This window comes from Bosea vaviloviae (assembly GCF_001741865.1).
Classification (GTDB): Bacteria; Pseudomonadota; Alphaproteobacteria; order Rhizobiales; family Beijerinckiaceae; genus Allobosea; species Allobosea vaviloviae.
Window position 1 is genome coordinate 5451449 of the sequence record NZ_CP017147.1, and the last position, 14665, is coordinate 5466113.

At 66.3% G+C, this 14665-nt stretch carries 12 protein-coding genes; 4 read left to right on the forward strand and 8 right to left on the reverse strand.

Features of this window, described 5'->3' with window-relative positions:
• Positions 1–132: 132 nt before the first annotated feature.
• Positions 133–435, forward strand: coding sequence for a hypothetical protein (locus BHK69_RS32975; RefSeq protein WP_069692492.1), 303 nt, complete (start codon positions 133–135; stop codon positions 433–435).
• Between the two features lie 433 nt (positions 436–868).
• Here BHK69_RS32975 and BHK69_RS25145 read toward each other — a convergent pair whose 3' ends face one another.
• Positions 869–2956, reverse strand: a complete 2088-nt coding sequence (locus tag BHK69_RS25145) for a DEAD/DEAH box helicase (protein WP_069692493.1) — start codon at positions 2954–2956, stop codon at positions 869–871.
• A 256-nt stretch (positions 2957–3212) separates the two neighbouring features.
• Here BHK69_RS25145 and BHK69_RS25150 point away from each other — a divergent pair, with 256 nt between their 5' ends.
• Entirely contained in the window at positions 3213–4835 is a 1623-nt protein-coding gene (locus BHK69_RS25150) for an ABC-F family ATP-binding cassette domain-containing protein (RefSeq protein WP_069692494.1), read from the forward strand.
• On the opposite strand, the gene recN is transcribed toward BHK69_RS25150, so the two are convergent.
• From recN to BHK69_RS25185, 7 genes are all read right to left on the reverse strand, one after another.
• Complete coding sequence (recN, locus tag BHK69_RS25155; RefSeq protein ID WP_069692495.1) at positions 4836–6521, reverse strand: DNA repair protein RecN; 1686 nt, start codon at positions 6519–6521, stop codon at positions 4836–4838. It lies immediately after the preceding gene.
• Between the two features lie 62 nt (positions 6522–6583).
• Complete coding sequence (locus BHK69_RS25160) at positions 6584–7459, reverse strand: outer membrane protein assembly factor BamD (protein WP_069693947.1); 876 nt, start codon at positions 7457–7459, stop codon at positions 6584–6586.
• A 282-nt stretch (positions 7460–7741) separates the two neighbouring features.
• Positions 7742–8692, reverse strand: coding sequence for a UDP-3-O-acyl-N-acetylglucosamine deacetylase (gene lpxC, locus BHK69_RS25165; RefSeq protein WP_069692496.1), 951 nt, complete (start codon positions 8690–8692; stop codon positions 7742–7744).
• 311 nt (positions 8693–9003) lie between these two features.
• Complete coding sequence (gene ftsZ / locus BHK69_RS25170; RefSeq protein WP_069692497.1) at positions 9004–10698, reverse strand: cell division protein FtsZ; 1695 nt, start codon at positions 10696–10698, stop codon at positions 9004–9006.
• A 104-nt stretch (positions 10699–10802) separates the two neighbouring features.
• Positions 10803–12128 carry a cell division protein FtsA gene (gene ftsA / locus BHK69_RS25175; RefSeq protein ID WP_069692498.1) on the reverse strand — a complete coding sequence of 442 codons (1326 nt, stop codon included), beginning with the start codon at positions 12126–12128 and terminating at the stop codon, positions 10803–10805.
• Entirely contained in the window at positions 12125–13048 is a 924-nt protein-coding gene (locus BHK69_RS25180; protein ID WP_244548318.1) for a cell division protein FtsQ/DivIB, read from the reverse strand. The genes ftsA and BHK69_RS25180 overlap by 4 nt, the downstream gene beginning before the upstream one ends.
• Before the next feature lie 8 nt (positions 13049–13056).
• Positions 13057–13971 carry a D-alanine--D-alanine ligase gene (locus BHK69_RS25185; protein WP_069693948.1) on the reverse strand — a complete coding sequence of 305 codons (915 nt, stop codon included), beginning with the start codon at positions 13969–13971 and terminating at the stop codon, positions 13057–13059.
• 144 nt (positions 13972–14115) lie between these two features.
• Between BHK69_RS25185 and BHK69_RS25190 the strand changes: the two genes are divergently transcribed.
• Positions 14116–14364: a BrnT family toxin gene (locus BHK69_RS25190; RefSeq protein ID WP_069692500.1), complete on the forward strand. Its 249-nt coding sequence runs from the start codon at positions 14116–14118 to the stop codon at positions 14362–14364.
• Positions 14357–14665: a BrnA antitoxin family protein gene (locus BHK69_RS25195; RefSeq protein ID WP_083269666.1), complete on the forward strand. Its 309-nt coding sequence runs from the start codon at positions 14357–14359 to the stop codon at positions 14663–14665. Before BHK69_RS25190 ends, BHK69_RS25195 begins: the two co-directional genes overlap by 8 nt.

The window sequence follows — 14665 nt, forward strand, 5'->3', positions numbered from 1 at the left end:
GATCCAGCTAAGCGCACTCTCACCGCCCGAGAAAAAAATCGCGATCGCTTTGAACCTTCCCGGCCGCTCCCGCGACCAACGGACATGGAGCTGCATGGTGCAGTTCCGTCCGAAAGCCCAAGGGAGACGATCATGACCATTCGCACCACCGTCGCCGGCCTCGCCACCGCCTTCGTTCTCGGCGCAGGCGCGCTGATCGGCGGCTCGCTCGCCACCTCCTCCTCCGCGCAGGCAGCCCCCGGCTGGCATGGCGGCCACGGCCATCACGGCCATTTCGGCGGAGGCCACGGCCATGGCCGCCGCTGGGGCCATGGCGGCTGGGGCTACCGCCCTGCCTATGCCGGCTTCTATCGCGGCGGCTGCTACACCGTGCTGCGGACCCGCTTCATCCCCGGCCTCGGCTATGTCGAGCGCCCAGTGAACCGCTGCCGCTGATTGCGATCATGCCGCGCCTTGCAGGGAGCCGGAGCGATCCGGCTCCCTCGGCGTTTGAGGCTGGCGCGCTGCTCATAAACGGAACTGTGCCGCGATTCAGGAACCTTTGCCAGCGAACCCGGTTCATTTTGCGTCACGTAAATCGTGACGCGCCATTCACGCGGGCCGTCACAGCCCGCCCGGAACCGGGGCTATCATGAACAACATCATCTATATCGTCGGCTTGATCGTGGTCGTCCTGGCGATCCTGTCCTTCCTCGGCCTGCGCTGAGGACCTGAGCAGGATGCAAAAAGTGGGCACCGGTTTTTCGCGTTGATCCGGCTCTCACTTTGCGATGAGAGACGGATTCAGATTTCAGATGGGATCACTCCGTGATTCCATCTGAAATCATCCGGCTCTAGGCAAAACAAGAGAGATCAGGCCGGGCGGCGATCAGCTGCGGTCGTCGCGACCCGGCTTCTTGCCCTTGAACGGCTTCCCGGCAGGCTTGCCGCCGAAGCCGGGCTTGTTCCCGGCATAGGGCTTCGCTCCGCCCGGCTTGGCGGCATAAGGCTTCGGCCCCGACCTGAACGAGACATTGGGGTCGGACAGCGCGTCCCGGTCGCTGCGAACCGGATCATAGGGCTTGGCTGCGCCGAAAGGCTTGCCCTTGCCCTCATAGGCCTTCTTCTTGCCCTCATAGGGCTTTTTCTCGCCGCCCTCGTAGGGCTTTCGCTCATAGGGCTTCTTCTCGTAGGGCTTCTTCTCATAAGCCCTGGCAGGCGGACGGTCTGCATCACGCTCAGGGCGCGCATGCGCCGAAGGTGCATGGCTCGCCTTTTCGGCGAAGGGCTTTGCCGGGCGCCGCTCCTCCTCGCCGGTGACAGGCTGGATCACGATCTTGTCGCGATCGACCGCCTTTGCCAGCTCGTAGAAGCGCTCGGCGACATCGGCGTCGATCTCGACCTTGGTCTCCTTGTCGAAGATCCGGATCGCGCCGACCTCGTCGCGCGTGATCTTGCCGCGGCGGCACAGCATCGGCAGCAATTGGCGCGGATCGGCGCCGTCTTTGCGACCGATATTCAGAACGAACCAGACCGTATTGCCGCGCGGGCCGGCCTTGCGCGGCCCCTCGCCGCGCGGACTGTCCTCGCGGCCTTCGCCGAACCGGCCACCCTCGCGTGGCGCATACTCCTCGCGCGAACGGATCGGACGCGAATCGCGTTGAAAATTCGGATCGCCGACCTCTTCAGCGCCCGGCAGACGCGAACGGTAGACCCGCACCAGCGCGGCCGCGATCTCCTGCGGCGAACGTCCCGCCAGCAGCGCCTCGACCATGGCGGCGTCGTCCTCGTCGGCCTCTCCGGTCAACAGCGGATCGCTCAACAGCCGCTGCTGGTCGAGCGCGCGGATTTCCTCGGCCGTCGGCGGCCCGGCCCAGACTGCCTCGACTTTGGCCTCGGAGATCAGCATCTCGGCCTTGCGACGGCGCGACACCGGCACCAGCAGGACGCTCGTGCCCTTGTTGCCGGCGCGGCCGGTGCGGCCCGAGCGATGCTGCATCACTTCGGGATCGTTGGGCAGCTCGGCGTGGATGACCAGCGTCAGGCCGGGCAGATCGATGCCGCGTGCCGCGACGTCGGTCGCGACGCAGACCCGCGCCCGGCCGTCGCGCAGCGCCTGCAGCGCCGAATTGCGCTCGCTCTGGCTGAGCTCGCCCGAGAGCGCCACGGCCGAGAAGCCGCGCTCCAGCAGGATCGCCTCGAGATGGCGCACGGCATTGCGGGTGTTGCAGAACACCAGCGAGCACGGCGAATCATGGAAGCGCAGCAGGTTGACGACAGCGAGTTCGGCCTCCTTCGGATAGACCCGGATGGCGCGATATTCGATATCGGCATGGCCGCGCGAGCCGCCGGTGACCTCGATGCGCAGCGCGTTGCGCTGGTAGTTGGTCGCGAGCTGGATGATCGCCTTGGGCAGCGTCGCCGAGAACAGCAGGCTCTGGCGCTCGGCCGGGGTCGTCTTCAGGATGAATTCGAGATCGTCGCGGAAGCCGAGATCAAGCATTTCGTCGGCCTCGTCGAGCACGACGGCCTTGAGGGCGGAAACGTCAAGGCGGTGCCGCTCGATATGGTCGCGCAGGCGGCCTGGCGTGCCGACGACGATATGGGCGCCTTCATCGAGCAGCGCCGCCTCGCGGCGCGGGTCCATGCCGCCGACGCAGGCGATGACGCGGGCATTGGCGTATTTGTAGAGCCAGGCGAGCTCGCGCTGGACCTGCAGCGCCAATTCGCGCGTCGGCGCGATGATCAGCGCCAGCGGCTTGCCGGCGCGGCCGAAGGCTTCCGCCTCGCCGAGCAGGGTCGTGGCGATGGCGAGCCCATAGGCGACCGTCTTGCCGGAGCCGGTCTGCGACGAGACGAGCAGGTCGCGCCCGGCGGCGGTGTCCTCGAGCACGGCGTTCTGCACCGGCGTCGGATCGGAATAGTTGCGTTCGGCGAGCGCACGCGCGAGCGGCGGGCTCGTAGGAAGAAAGGACATGAGGTGTCGTGCCTAGGGTTACGGCGCAGATCAGGAAACGGCGCAGGAATTCGGGCGATGAGCGGCGCGGCGCGCAAATGCAGCCAGTCCGCAGCCATCGATTGAAATGGGCTCATAAAGCAGATCGCGGCAAAAGGGAATGGAGGGGGCCGATGACGCGGCCACCACCACCTGATTTGCCCGCCCGCTCTTCCGCAGACGGCCCCCATGGCGTAAGGGCGCGGGAAATTCCCCAACTCCCAGGTTCCGTGACCGCATGATCCGCCTCGAAAACATCAGCAAGCAGAACGGTCAGCAGATCGTCTTCATCGAGGCCTCGGCGGCGCTCCAGAAGGGAGAGAAGGTCGGCCTTGTCGGCCCCAATGGCGCGGGCAAGACCACCTTGTTCCGGATGATCACTGGGCAGGAACAGCCCGATGAGGGGCAGGTCGGCGTCGATCGCGGTGTGACCATCGGCTATTTCAGCCAGGATGTCGGCGACATGAAGGGCGTCAGCGCCGTCTCCGCCGTCATGGACGGAGCGGGCCCGGTGAGCAGCGTCGCCGCCGAATTGCGCGAGCTGGAAGCCGCCATGGGCGATCCCGACCGCACTGAGGAGATGGACGAGATCATCATGCGCTATGGCGAGGTCCAGGGCCGCTTCGAGGAACTCGACGGCTATGCGCTCGACGGCCGGGCGCGCGAGGTGCTCAGCGGTCTGGGTTTCAGCCAGGAGATGATGGACGGCGATGTCGGCGCGCTCTCGGGTGGCTGGAAGATGCGCGTTGCGCTCGCCCGCATCCTGCTGATGCGGCCCGACGCGATGCTGCTCGACGAGCCGAGCAACCATCTCGACCTGGAGAGCCTGATCTGGCTGGAGGAGTTCCTCAAGGGCTATGACGGCGCGCTTCTGATGACCTCGCATGATCGCGAATTCATGAACCGGATCGTCAACAAGGTGGTCGAGATCGATGGCGGTTCGCTGACCGCCTATTCCGGCAATTACGAGTTCTACCAGGAGCAGCGCGCGCTTGCCGAGAAGCAGCAGCAGGCACAGTTCGAGCGCCAGCAGGCGATGCTCGCCAAGGAGATCAACTTCATCGAGCGCTTCAAGGCGCGCGCCTCGCACGCGGCCCAGGTCCAGAGCCGGGTGAAGAAGCTCGACAAGATCGACCGGGTCGAGCCGCCCAAGCGTCGCCAGACCGTGTCCTTCGAATTCCAGCCGGCGCCGCGCTCCGGCGAGGACGTGGTCACGCTGAAGGGCGTTCACAAAGCTTACGGTAGCCGCAGCATCTATGAGGGGCTCGACTTCCAGGTGCGCCGCAAGGAGCGCTGGTGCGTGATGGGCGTCAACGGCGCCGGCAAATCGACGCTGCTGAAGCTGGTGACGGGCGCCACCACACCGGATACCGGGACGGTCGCGCTCGGCGGCACCATCAAGCTGGGCTATTTTGCACAGCACGCCATGGAGGTGCTGGATGGCGACCGCACCGTGTTCGAATCGCTGGAGGATTGGTTCCCACAGGCCGGCCAAGGCTCGCTGCGCTCGCTCGCCGGTTGCTTCGGCTTCTCAGGCGACGATGTCGAGAAGCGCTGCCGGGTGCTTTCGGGCGGCGAGAAGGCGCGCCTCGTCATGGCCAAGATGCTCTACGATCCCCCGAACTTCCTGGTGCTGGACGAGCCGACCAACCATCTCGACATCGCCACCAAGGAGATGCTGATCACGGCGCTCTCGCAATATGAGGGCACCATGCTGTTCGTCTCGCATGATCGCCACTTCCTGGCGGCGCTGTCGAACCGGCTGCTGGAGCTGACGCCCGAGGGCGTGCACGCCTATGGCGGCGGCTATACGGAGTATGTCGCGCGCACCGGCCAGGAAGCACCGGGCTTGCGCAGCTGATCAGGCCTGCGCGACCGCGGCGTTCAGCAAGCGCCCAGCCGCCGCCCTCGCCTCCTCGGTGATGCTCGCACCCGCCAGCATGCGGGCGATCTCCTCGCGCCGCGCCTGGTCGGCCAGCGCCGAAACACGGGTGACGGTGCGCGAGGCGCTGTCCCCGTCGAGCGCCGATTTGGCGATCAGGAAATGCTGCCCGGCCTTGGCAGCGACCTGCGGCGCATGGGTTACCGAGATGACTTGAACCTTTTGCGCCAATCGCGCCAGGCGCTCGCCGATCGCATCCGCAACCGCGCCGCCGACGCCCGTGTCGATCTCGTCGAAAACAAGGGTCGGGGCCGAGCCACGCTCGGCCAGCACCACCTTCAGCGCCAGCATGAAGCGCGACAGCTCGCCGCCGGAAGCGACCTTCATCATCGGGCCCGGCCGCGTGCCGGGATTGGTCTCGACCCAGAACTCGGCGCGGTCGAAGCCTTCAGGGCCGCGCGCCGCCTCGTCTGTGTCGATCTGGGTGATGAAGCGCGCCCGCTCCAGCTTCAATGGCGGCAATTCTGCCTTGACCGCGCCATCGAGCCTGGCCGCAGCCTGCTTGCGTTCCGCAGACAAGGCCTTCGCCAGTTTGACGAAGGCGGCCTCCGCCTCGCGCAATTCCGCCTCGAGCCGGCCGAGCGAGGTCTCGCTCTCATCGAGCGCCGCCAGATCGGCGACCATGCTCTCGGCGAGCACGGCCAGGCCGTCGACGGGCACATCGTATTTGCGCGCAGCGGCGCGCAAGGCGAACAGGCGCTCCTCGACGCGCTCCTGCTCGCGTGGATCGTATTCAGCCGCACGCATCGCCGCGGCCAGCGTCTCCGACGCCTCCTCCAGCGCGACGAGCGCGGTGTTGAGCGCGGCGAGCGACGGATCGATCAGGTCCGGCGCCTGCGCGGCACGGCGCTCCAGCCGGCGCAGCACGGCGGCGAGCGCCGGCACCGGGGAGCCCTGCCCGCCCACGGCCTCATGGGCGTCGATCAGGTCGCGCGCGACCTTCTCCGCCTGCATCATGCCTTGCCGGGTTGCGGCGAGGCTGTCTTCCTCGCCGGGCTGTGGCGCAAGCTTGCCGAGCTCCTGAACCGCATGGCGCAGGAAATCGGCCTCCTTGCGCGCCGCCTCGACGCGGATACGCTGTGCCTGCAAAGCCTGGCGTGCGCGCTTCAGCGTCTCGCTGGCCTCAGTCACAGCCGCGGACTGGCTTTCCAGCCCGCCGAAACCGTCGAGGATGAGGCGGTGCTGCGCCGGGTCGGTCAGGGCGCGGTCGTCATGCTGGCCGTGGATTTCGACGATCGCCGCGCCGATCATCCGCAGGATCTGGACGCTGACCGGCTGGTCGTTGACGAAGGCGCGCGTGCGCCCGTCGGCATATTGCACCCGCCGCAGGATCAGGTCGCCATCGGTGTCGATTTCCTGCGCCTGCGCCAGGAGCCGCGCCGGGTGCTGCATCGGCAAGTCGAAAACCGCTCCGACCTGCCCTTGCGTCTCGCCATGGCGCACGAGCCCGCCATCGCCGCGCCCGCCCAAAGCGAGCGCGAAAGCATCGAGCACGATCGACTTGCCGGCACCGGTCTCGCCGGTCAGCACGCTCAGGCCATCGCCGAAGCTCAGATCGAGCCGGTCGATCAAAACGATGTCACGGATCGAGAGCTGCGCCAGCATGGCGCTTAGCGCAGGCTTAAACGAGGGAACATGCGCTGGCGACCTTCATGCCTGCCTTGTCTCTAGCGGAAACCGAATCCAGCAATGCCGGTCACGACGCGCGAAAAGCCATTGAAAGCTCGGCTGATATAGGAACCGCGATCCTCGCGCGGAGCCAGCCCGCCGCTCTCGAGCAGGACATAGGCGTCCTTGTACCAGGGACTGTCGGGGAAGTTATGCCCGAGCACGGCCGCCGCCGTCTGCGCCTCATTGGTGATGCCCAGCGCCATATAGGCCTCGGTCAGGCGCATCAGCGCCTCCTCGACATGGCGCGTGGTCTGGTACTTGGTGATGACGTCGCGGAAGCGGTTCACGGCGCCGGTGTAGTTGCGCTTCTCCAGATAGAAGCGCCCGACATTCATCTCCTTGCCCGCGAGCTGGTCGCGCGCGACGAGGACCTTCTCCTTGGCGTCGACGACATATTCCGACTTCGGGTATCTCTGCAGCAATTCGTCGAAGGCAGCGATCGCCTTCTCCGTCCGCTCCTGATCGCGCGTCGCGTCCGGGATCTGGTTATAATAGGACATCGCCATCAGATACTGCGCATAAGCAGCGTCAGGGCTCGCCGGGTTCTGCGCGATGAAGCGCTTCGAGGCGGTGATCGCGTCGTCCCATTTGCTCGCCTGGTAGTTCGTATAGGCGGACAGGATCAGGCCCTTCTTGGCGAAGGGGGAGAACGGCGCGTTCTTGTCGATCTCGCCGAATTTCTTGGTCGCGCCCTCGCTGTCACCGTTCTGCATCCGCGCCAGGCCCTCATTATAGAGCCTGTCGGCGGGAACGTCGGCGACGACCTCGGGCTTGTAGACCTCGGGCTTGTCGAAGGGATTCATGTTCGACAGCGTATCGCAGCCGCCGAGCATCAGGGCGACGCCAAGGGCAAGGCCCGTGCTGCTGCGCATCGATCCGGCGCGATGGATTGTCGGAATGGTCAGCCGCTTGACGCTCACGTCGTCTGTCCTCTTTCGATCGTCCCCGCTTAATGGGGAAGCATGCCTTACCTCAGACGCCGCCCGCGCGCCACCGTCGAAAACGAGACGCATGATCCGGAACAACCGGGCGAGTGGCGATAGCGGCGCGGAACCTGTCGCCCGCGCGAACATCCGGTGCGAGTCGATTCCAGCAGCGTACATTCGACAGAAAGCAGGCGAATGGAAGGCGCAGACGCGTCTTAGCAGCGCGCGTCAGTGCAAATCCGGCGCGAAGGCGGCCGGTGCGGCCGCCGCCATCTGGACCGCACGCGGAGCGGCGTAAACCGGCTCGGCCTCGACGATCGCGTAATTGGCGCGGTCGGCGAACAGCGCCTCCAGGATGCGGACATTCATGCGATGGCCGCCGCAATAGGAGCGGAACTCGCCCTGGATCGGATAGCCGGCAAGCGCGAGATCGCCGATCGCGTCCAGCACCTTGTGGCGCACGAACTCATCGGCATAGCGCAGTCCTTCGGGATTGATGACCTTGTCGTCACCGATCGCGACCGTGTTGTCGAGCGAGGCGCCGAGCGCGAAGCCCGCCTTCCAGAGCTGCTCGACATCGCGCATGAAGCCAAAGGTCCGCGCACGGGAAATCTCACGGGCGTAAGCCACCGGCTCCAGGTCGAAGACCTTGCGCTGGCGGCCGATCACGGTGGTGTCGAAATCGATCTCGACATCCAGGCGGAAGCCCTCTTGATCCGACGGAAGCAATTCGGCGAAGGCGCGGCCATGCTCGATCCGCACCGCCTGCAGAATCTTGAGGTAGCGCCGGGCGGCCTGCAGCGTCGTGACGCCGACAGACTCGATCGCGTTGACGAATTCGGTGGCGCTGCCGTCCATGATCGGCATCTCGGGGCCGTCGATCTCGACGAGCACATTGTCGAGGCCAAGGCCGGCGCAGGCCGACATAAGATGCTCGATGGTCGCGACCGAAGCCGAGGCCTTGTCACCGATCACGGTGCAAAGCTCGGTGGCGCTGACCTTGGTATGCTTGGCGTGGATCAATTGCGCCGGCTCGGCATCCAGCCCCTTGCGCAGGAAGACCACGCCCGAATTGGCGCTGGAGGGCTTCAGGCAAATGGTGGCGGGTGCTCCGGAGTGCACGCCGATCCCGGTCAAGGTCACAGGGGCGCGCAGTGTCGTCTGCCGATCGAAGCTCATCTGGTATCCAATCCTGATCGCCGGGAACGTGGCGGAGCCTGACATGGCTTCCGAACCGACCGTCGCTGCGATGCCTCGGACATCAAACCCCTGGCCGAAGCCCTGCGCCGATGTCCCCGTTAGTGCAGATGCAACATAAGCGCTTCGGACAGGGTGACAAAATCACGCTTTCTTTCGCTGTGTTACAGCCCTCACAAAGCCAGGAAAAACTGATCATCCCGTTGATAAATATGGTTTTCCAGACATGAACAAAGCCCGGCTCGCTGCAGCGCACCGGGCTTTGTAACGGAGGCGGAAGAACTGCCCTAGGGTCAGTTCGCCTGGCGGCGCAGGAAAGCGGGGATTTCCAGCTGGTCTTCCTCGCTGCTGCGATTCGGGGCGGCGCGACCCATCTGGTCGAGCTGACCCTGCGCCGGGCGCGCGGCCGGCTGCGCCGGACGGCGCATATATTCGGCATGGGCCGCGCTCGGTGCGGGCGCCGCGGCGGGAGGCTGCGGAGCCTGGCGCAGCGGAGCCTGCGGCTCGTGAGCCTCATCCTCCTTGCGGCCGAAGCCGACCGAGGCCAGGCGCTGCATCAGCGACATCCGCTTCTGGTCGGCGGAGTTCGGCGGCTGGGGAGCCGACTGCGCGCCACGCTGGGCCGCGATCTGGTTCTGCGCCGGCACCGGCAGATCCTCGATGCGGGGCATCCGCGTCGGGCGGATCACGGCGCGTTCCGGAGAAGGCGGAATGAAGCTGCTCTCCGGCATGGCCTGCTGCGGGACCGACAGCATCGGCTCGGGTGCCGGAGCCGCCGGCATCATCGCGCGCGGCTGGACCGGTTCGATATGGATGTCCTCGGTGATCGGAGCGGGCGCCGGGGCGCGCAGCGGCTCGGCCTGCTGCGGCATGCGCAGGTCCATGACAGGCTCAGGCGCCGGCGGCGGCGTGAAGCCGCGCACCGGAGCGCTGGTGCTGCGCAGGCGGGCTTCAGCCTTCAGGCGCTCGGCGACCTGGGCGATACGGGCCTCGGTCTCGTCCATCTCGGCCTGGGTGGTGACGGGCTTGTCGATGCCGGTCGCCACGACCGACACACGCACGATGCCTTCGAGCGATTCGTCGAAGGTCGCGCCAACGATGATGTTGGCCTCGGAATCGACCTCCTCGCGGATGCGGGTGGCGGCTTCGTCGACCTCATAGAGCTTCATGTCGCGCCCGCCGGTGATCGAGATCAACAGGCCGCGCGCACCCTTCATCGAGACGTCGTCGAGCAGCGGGTTGTTGATCGCGGCCTGAGCGGCCGACAGAGCGCGCTTCTCGCCCTGCGCCTCGCCGGTGCCCATCATCGCCTTGCCCATGCCGCGCATCACGGCGCGCACGTCGGCGAAGTCGAGGTTGATCAGGCCTGGACGCACCATCAGGTCGGTGATGCAGGCGACGCCGGAATAGAGCACCTGGTCGGCCATGCCGAAGGCGTCGGCGAAGCCGGTGGTCTCGTTGGCGACGCGGAACAGGTTCTGGTTCGGGATCACGATCAGCGTGTCGACCGCCTCGTTCAGCTCACCGATGCCGGCTTCCGCCATGCGCATGCGGCGATGGCCCTCGAACTGGAACGGCTTGGTGACGACGCCGACGGTGAGAATGCCCATGTCGCGGGCAACGCGGGCGATCGCGGGAGCAGCGCCGGTGCCGGTGCCGCCGCCCATGCCGGCGGTGATGAAGACCATATGCGCGCCCGCCAGATGGTCGCGGATCTCGTCGATGACCTCTTCGGCCGCCGCGCGCCCGACTTCGGGCTGCGAACCGGCGCCAAGACCTTCAGTGACCTGCAGGCCCATCTGGATGATGCGCGAGGCGCGGCTGAGCGCCAGCGCCTGGGCGTCCGTATTGGCGACCACGAAGTCGACGCCGTCGAGACCGGCCTCGATCATGTTGTTCACGGCGTTGCCGCCGGCTCCACCAACACCGAACACCGTGATCCGGGGCTTGAGTTCCCGGATGTCCGGGGCTTGCAGATTCATCGCCATGGTTGCCTCTTTTGATCCTTGTCCGGCGCCTGGCGGGAGCCGTCCCGATTGCTACGATTGACATTTGGCGCCGCCGGAAAAACGCCCCGGCGCGCCGTTACCCCTTAGAAACTTTCCTTCAGCCACCGGCCGACGCGGGAGAAATACCCGTCCGTTCCCGTGGCGAAATAAGCCGAGCTGGCGCGCGGCTCGAAATGCTCGACATGCGCCACCTGCGGATAGACCAGGAGCCCGACAGCCGCCGCGAAGGCCGGCCCCTTGCCCGCTTCCGGCAAGCCCTTGATGCCGAGCGGCCGGCCGGTGCGGACCTGTCCGCCGAGGATGCGGCGCGCCGCCTCCGGCAGGCCGGTGAGCTGGCAGGCGCCGCCGGTCAGCACGACGCGGCGTCCGGCCTGGGCGGAGAAGCCGGCATTGCTGAGCCTGTCGCGCACCAGTTCGAGGATCTCCTCGACGCGCGGCTTGATGATCCGCACCAGATGCGACTTGGCGAGGTGGTTGGGCATGTCGCGCTCGTCGTCATCGACCTGCGGCACGGAAATCATGTCGCGCTCGTCCGAGGCGCTGGAGATCGCCGAGCCGTGCAGCGTCTTCAGGCGCTCGGCCGCCGAGACGCGGGTGGAGAGCCCGCGCGCCACGTCCATGGTGATGTGGTTGCCGCCGACCGCGATCGCGTCGGCATGCATCAGATGGCCGCCGGAGAAGACGCCGAGACTCGTCGTGCCGCCGCCCATATCGACCACGACGACGCCCATCTCGGCCTCGTCATCGACCAGCACGGAGAGGCCAGAGGCGTAAGGCGTCGCGACGACCGCCTCGACCTCGAGATGGCAACGCTCGACTGCGAGCATGACATTGCGCGCGGCCGAGGCTTCGCTGGCGACGACATGCATGTCGACCGAGAGCTTGCCGCCGATCAGGCCGCGCGGATCGAGCACGCCGGGCGAGCCGTCGAGCGCATAGCCCGTGGGGAGCGCGTGCAGCACGGCCTTGCCGGGCTTGAGCGCATGCATCGCAGCCGCGGCCAGCACGCGCTTGACGTCGCTGTCGCCGACCGCGCCTGCGCGCAGGTCGACGCCCGCGGCATAATGCTGGGAGCCGAGCCGGCCGCCGGTCAGGTTGACGATGACCGATTGGACCTCGACCTTGGCCATGCGCTCGGCCGCGTCGACCGCCGCGCGGATCGCCCGCTCGGCGCTTTCGAGATCGATGATCGCCCCGCCCTTGAGGCCGAGCGAGCGCTGATGGCCGATGCCGATGATGCGCGCGACATGGGTGCGGCCGCGCAGCCGTTCATTGGCCTCGGCCGGGTTCAGTTCGGCGATCAGGCAAACGACCTTGCTGGTACCGATGTCCAGAATCGACAAGGTCGCGCTCTTGCGCGACGACAAGGGCCGCATCCGCGGCGTCAGGCCCTGGGAGGTCAGATTCATGCTTCGCCTCCCTTCTTCTTGGTCTTGCTCTTGAGCTGTTCGGCGCGGGCGCTGGCCGCCTCTTCCGACAATCGCATCACCACCCGGTCGGGTTGGCGCAGGTCGATCGCGAGCAGATCCTTGTCGAGCACGCGGAAATCGCTTTCGAGCCCGGCGAGCCGCTTCACCGCGACGCCAGGCTGCATCTCGGGCAGGCGCACATCCATTCCGTTGTCGAGCTTGAGTGTCCAGCGGCGTCCGGAGACGAGCGTCGCCGCCCGGATATGCGCCGCCAGCGGCCCGGCCTCGCCACGCAGCGCGATGTATTCGGCCGCGCGCAGATTGGCGCCGGGCCCGACGACGAGCGGCAGATGCGCGAAGCGTCCGTCATCCATCTTGTCGATCACCGTCCCGTCGGCTGCGATCACGAATAGGTCGCCCTTGACCTGCCAGAGCGCGTAGGGCGCGCGCTCGACCAGCGTGATCGAGATCTCGCCCGGATAGAGCTTGCGGACCGCCGCCTCGCGAATCAGCGGCGTCGCCTCCAGGAGCTTGCGGGCCTGGTCGGCATCGAAGAAGGCGAGCGAGATCTTCGGATCAATCCCGGCGGCGACCAGGACCTCGACCTCGGACAGCTCCGTGAGGCCCGAGATCGTGACGCGGTCGATGCCGAGCCCGACCAGCCGGGCCAGCATGTGGTGCGGCTCGCCATAAGCCCGGCGCAAGGCCTCGACATGGCCGCCCAGAACACTGCCCGCGCCGATGCTCAGGCTCAGGAACCCGAGCGCAAGCCAGGTGCCGATGCGGCGCGGCAGGCGCTGCGCCAGAGGCACCGCGACCGCGCTGCGCCGCGAGCGGCGCAGCCAGCGCCCAGACCGCTCTCCGACGAGGAGTTGCGGCCCGGCGGCAGGGACCGGCAAGCGGGAGGTGGCTGTCGCCATCACCGCATTCACCGATCGAGGGAGGCGTCCTCCACCATCCATTTGACGAGTTCACCGAAGTTCATGCCCGCATGGGCGGCCAATTCGGGCACCAAGCTCGTTTCGGTCATGCCGGGCTGCGTGTTGACTTCCAGCCAGACGAGAGTGTCGGTCTCGTCGTCATAGCGGAAGTCAGACCTGCTAACGCCCCGGCACCCGATTGCTTGATGCGCCGTTAACGCACACTCTTCGATCTGCTGGTAAATTTTTGGTAAAATTTGAGCCGGGCAGATGTGGATCGAACCACCTTTCGTGTATTTCGCATCGTAGTCGTAGAACTCCCCGGTCGAGGCCCGGATCTCGGTCACGCCCAGCGACTTGCCGCCCATGACGGCGCAGGTCAGCTCGCGCCCCCTGACGAAGCCTTCAGCCAACAGCGTATCGCCGCAGGGCCAGTCCTCGCGGGCGATCTCCTGCGGCGGGTGCTCGCGGCCCTTCTTGACGATCACGACGCCGACGGACGAGCCCTCATTGATCGGCTTGAGCACGTAAGGCGGCTGCAGAACGTGTTTTTTTGCCGCATCGAAGCGTGAAACCACGATTCCATGCGCCACCGGCACGCCGGCTGCCGCCGCGACGAGCTTCGCCTTGTCCTTGCGAATCGCGAGCGCCGAGGCGAGCACGCCCGAATGCGTGTAGGGAATGCGCAAAATCTCGAGCACGCCCTGAATCAGGCCATCCTCGCCGAAGCGGCCATGCAGCGCGTTGAAGGCGACATCGGGGCGCAGGTCGGCGAGCACCTGAGCAATGTCGCGCTGCACGTCGATGCGCGTGACGCGGAAGCCGACGCTCTCCAGCGCCTTGGCGCAGGCCGTGCCGCTGCTGAGGCTGACCTCCCGCTCAACGGACCATCCGCCCATCAGCACTGCGACGTGTTTGGTCATCGGGGTCATGGCTCCCTGTTACGGCGAACCTCGACCCATCATGGTTAATGCAGCGTTAAGAGATGGCGCGAGAGCCGGCGGCAGGAGTCGGAACCTGCATATACAAGATTGTCTCGCGACCCATTATCTTGTATATACGAATTAATGAGAAGCCTGTGGGACGAGCGCAAGCGGCGAGCGAACCTCCTGAAGCACGGTCTCGACTTCGCGGTGCTGGACGCAGAATTCCTCGCAAGAGCTTATATCGGTCCGGCCAAGCGCGATCGGCTGCGGGCCATCGGTGAAGTCGATGGCGTCGTGACCGTCATTTTCGTCAAGCCGGGCACAGAAGGGCTTTCGATCGTCAGCATGCGCCCCGCCTCACAGAAGGAAAGGAAGCTGCTCGATGCCTAAGCTTCTCAAGGATTTTGAACCTGGCCACGGCTTCTCGAAAGAGGATTGGGACGAGGTGTCTGACAATCCCGAATTGACGGACGAGGAACTTGCAGGACTTCGCCCTATGAAGGAGGCGCTTCCCGATCTCTATGCCGCCCTCCAAGCGGAAATCGGCAAACGCGGTCCCGCCAAGACCAAGGAAGCGATTTCGATCCGACTCGACATCGATCTCGTCGAAAAGCTGCGCGCTTCCGGCCCCGGCTGGCAGTCGCGGGTCAACGAGGCGCTACGGGAATGGCTGGAGAAATCGGCGGCCTGA

Coding starts and splice junctions, on each gene's coding strand:
- BHK69_RS32975 (WP_069692492.1), top strand. CDS start 133: ATGACCATTCGCACCACCGTCGCCGGCCTCGCCACCGCCTTCGTTCTC.
- BHK69_RS25145 (WP_069692493.1), bottom strand. CDS start 2,956: ATGTCCTTTCTTCCTACGAGCCCGCCGCTCGCGCGTGCGCTCGCCGAA.
- BHK69_RS25150 (WP_069692494.1), top strand. CDS start 3,213: ATGATCCGCCTCGAAAACATCAGCAAGCAGAACGGTCAGCAGATCGTC.
- recN (WP_069692495.1), bottom strand. CDS start 6,521: ATGCTGGCGCAGCTCTCGATCCGTGACATCGTTTTGATCGACCGGCTC.
- BHK69_RS25160 (WP_069693947.1), bottom strand. CDS start 7,459: ATGCGCAGCAGCACGGGCCTTGCCCTTGGCGTCGCCCTGATGCTCGGC.
- lpxC (WP_069692496.1), bottom strand. CDS start 8,692: ATGAGCTTCGATCGGCAGACGACACTGCGCGCCCCTGTGACCTTGACC.
- ftsZ (WP_069692497.1), bottom strand. CDS start 10,698: ATGGCGATGAATCTGCAAGCCCCGGACATCCGGGAACTCAAGCCCCGG.
- ftsA (WP_069692498.1), bottom strand. CDS start 12,128: ATGAATCTGACCTCCCAGGGCCTGACGCCGCGGATGCGGCCCTTGTCG.
- BHK69_RS25180 (WP_244548318.1), bottom strand. CDS start 13,048: ATGGCGACAGCCACCTCCCGCTTGCCGGTCCCTGCCGCCGGGCCGCAA.
- BHK69_RS25185 (WP_069693948.1), bottom strand. CDS start 13,971: ATGACCAAACACGTCGCAGTGCTGATGGGCGGATGGTCCGTTGAGCGG.
- BHK69_RS25190 (WP_069692500.1), top strand. CDS start 14,116: ATGAGAAGCCTGTGGGACGAGCGCAAGCGGCGAGCGAACCTCCTGAAG.
- BHK69_RS25195 (WP_083269666.1), top strand. CDS start 14,357: ATGCCTAAGCTTCTCAAGGATTTTGAACCTGGCCACGGCTTCTCGAAA.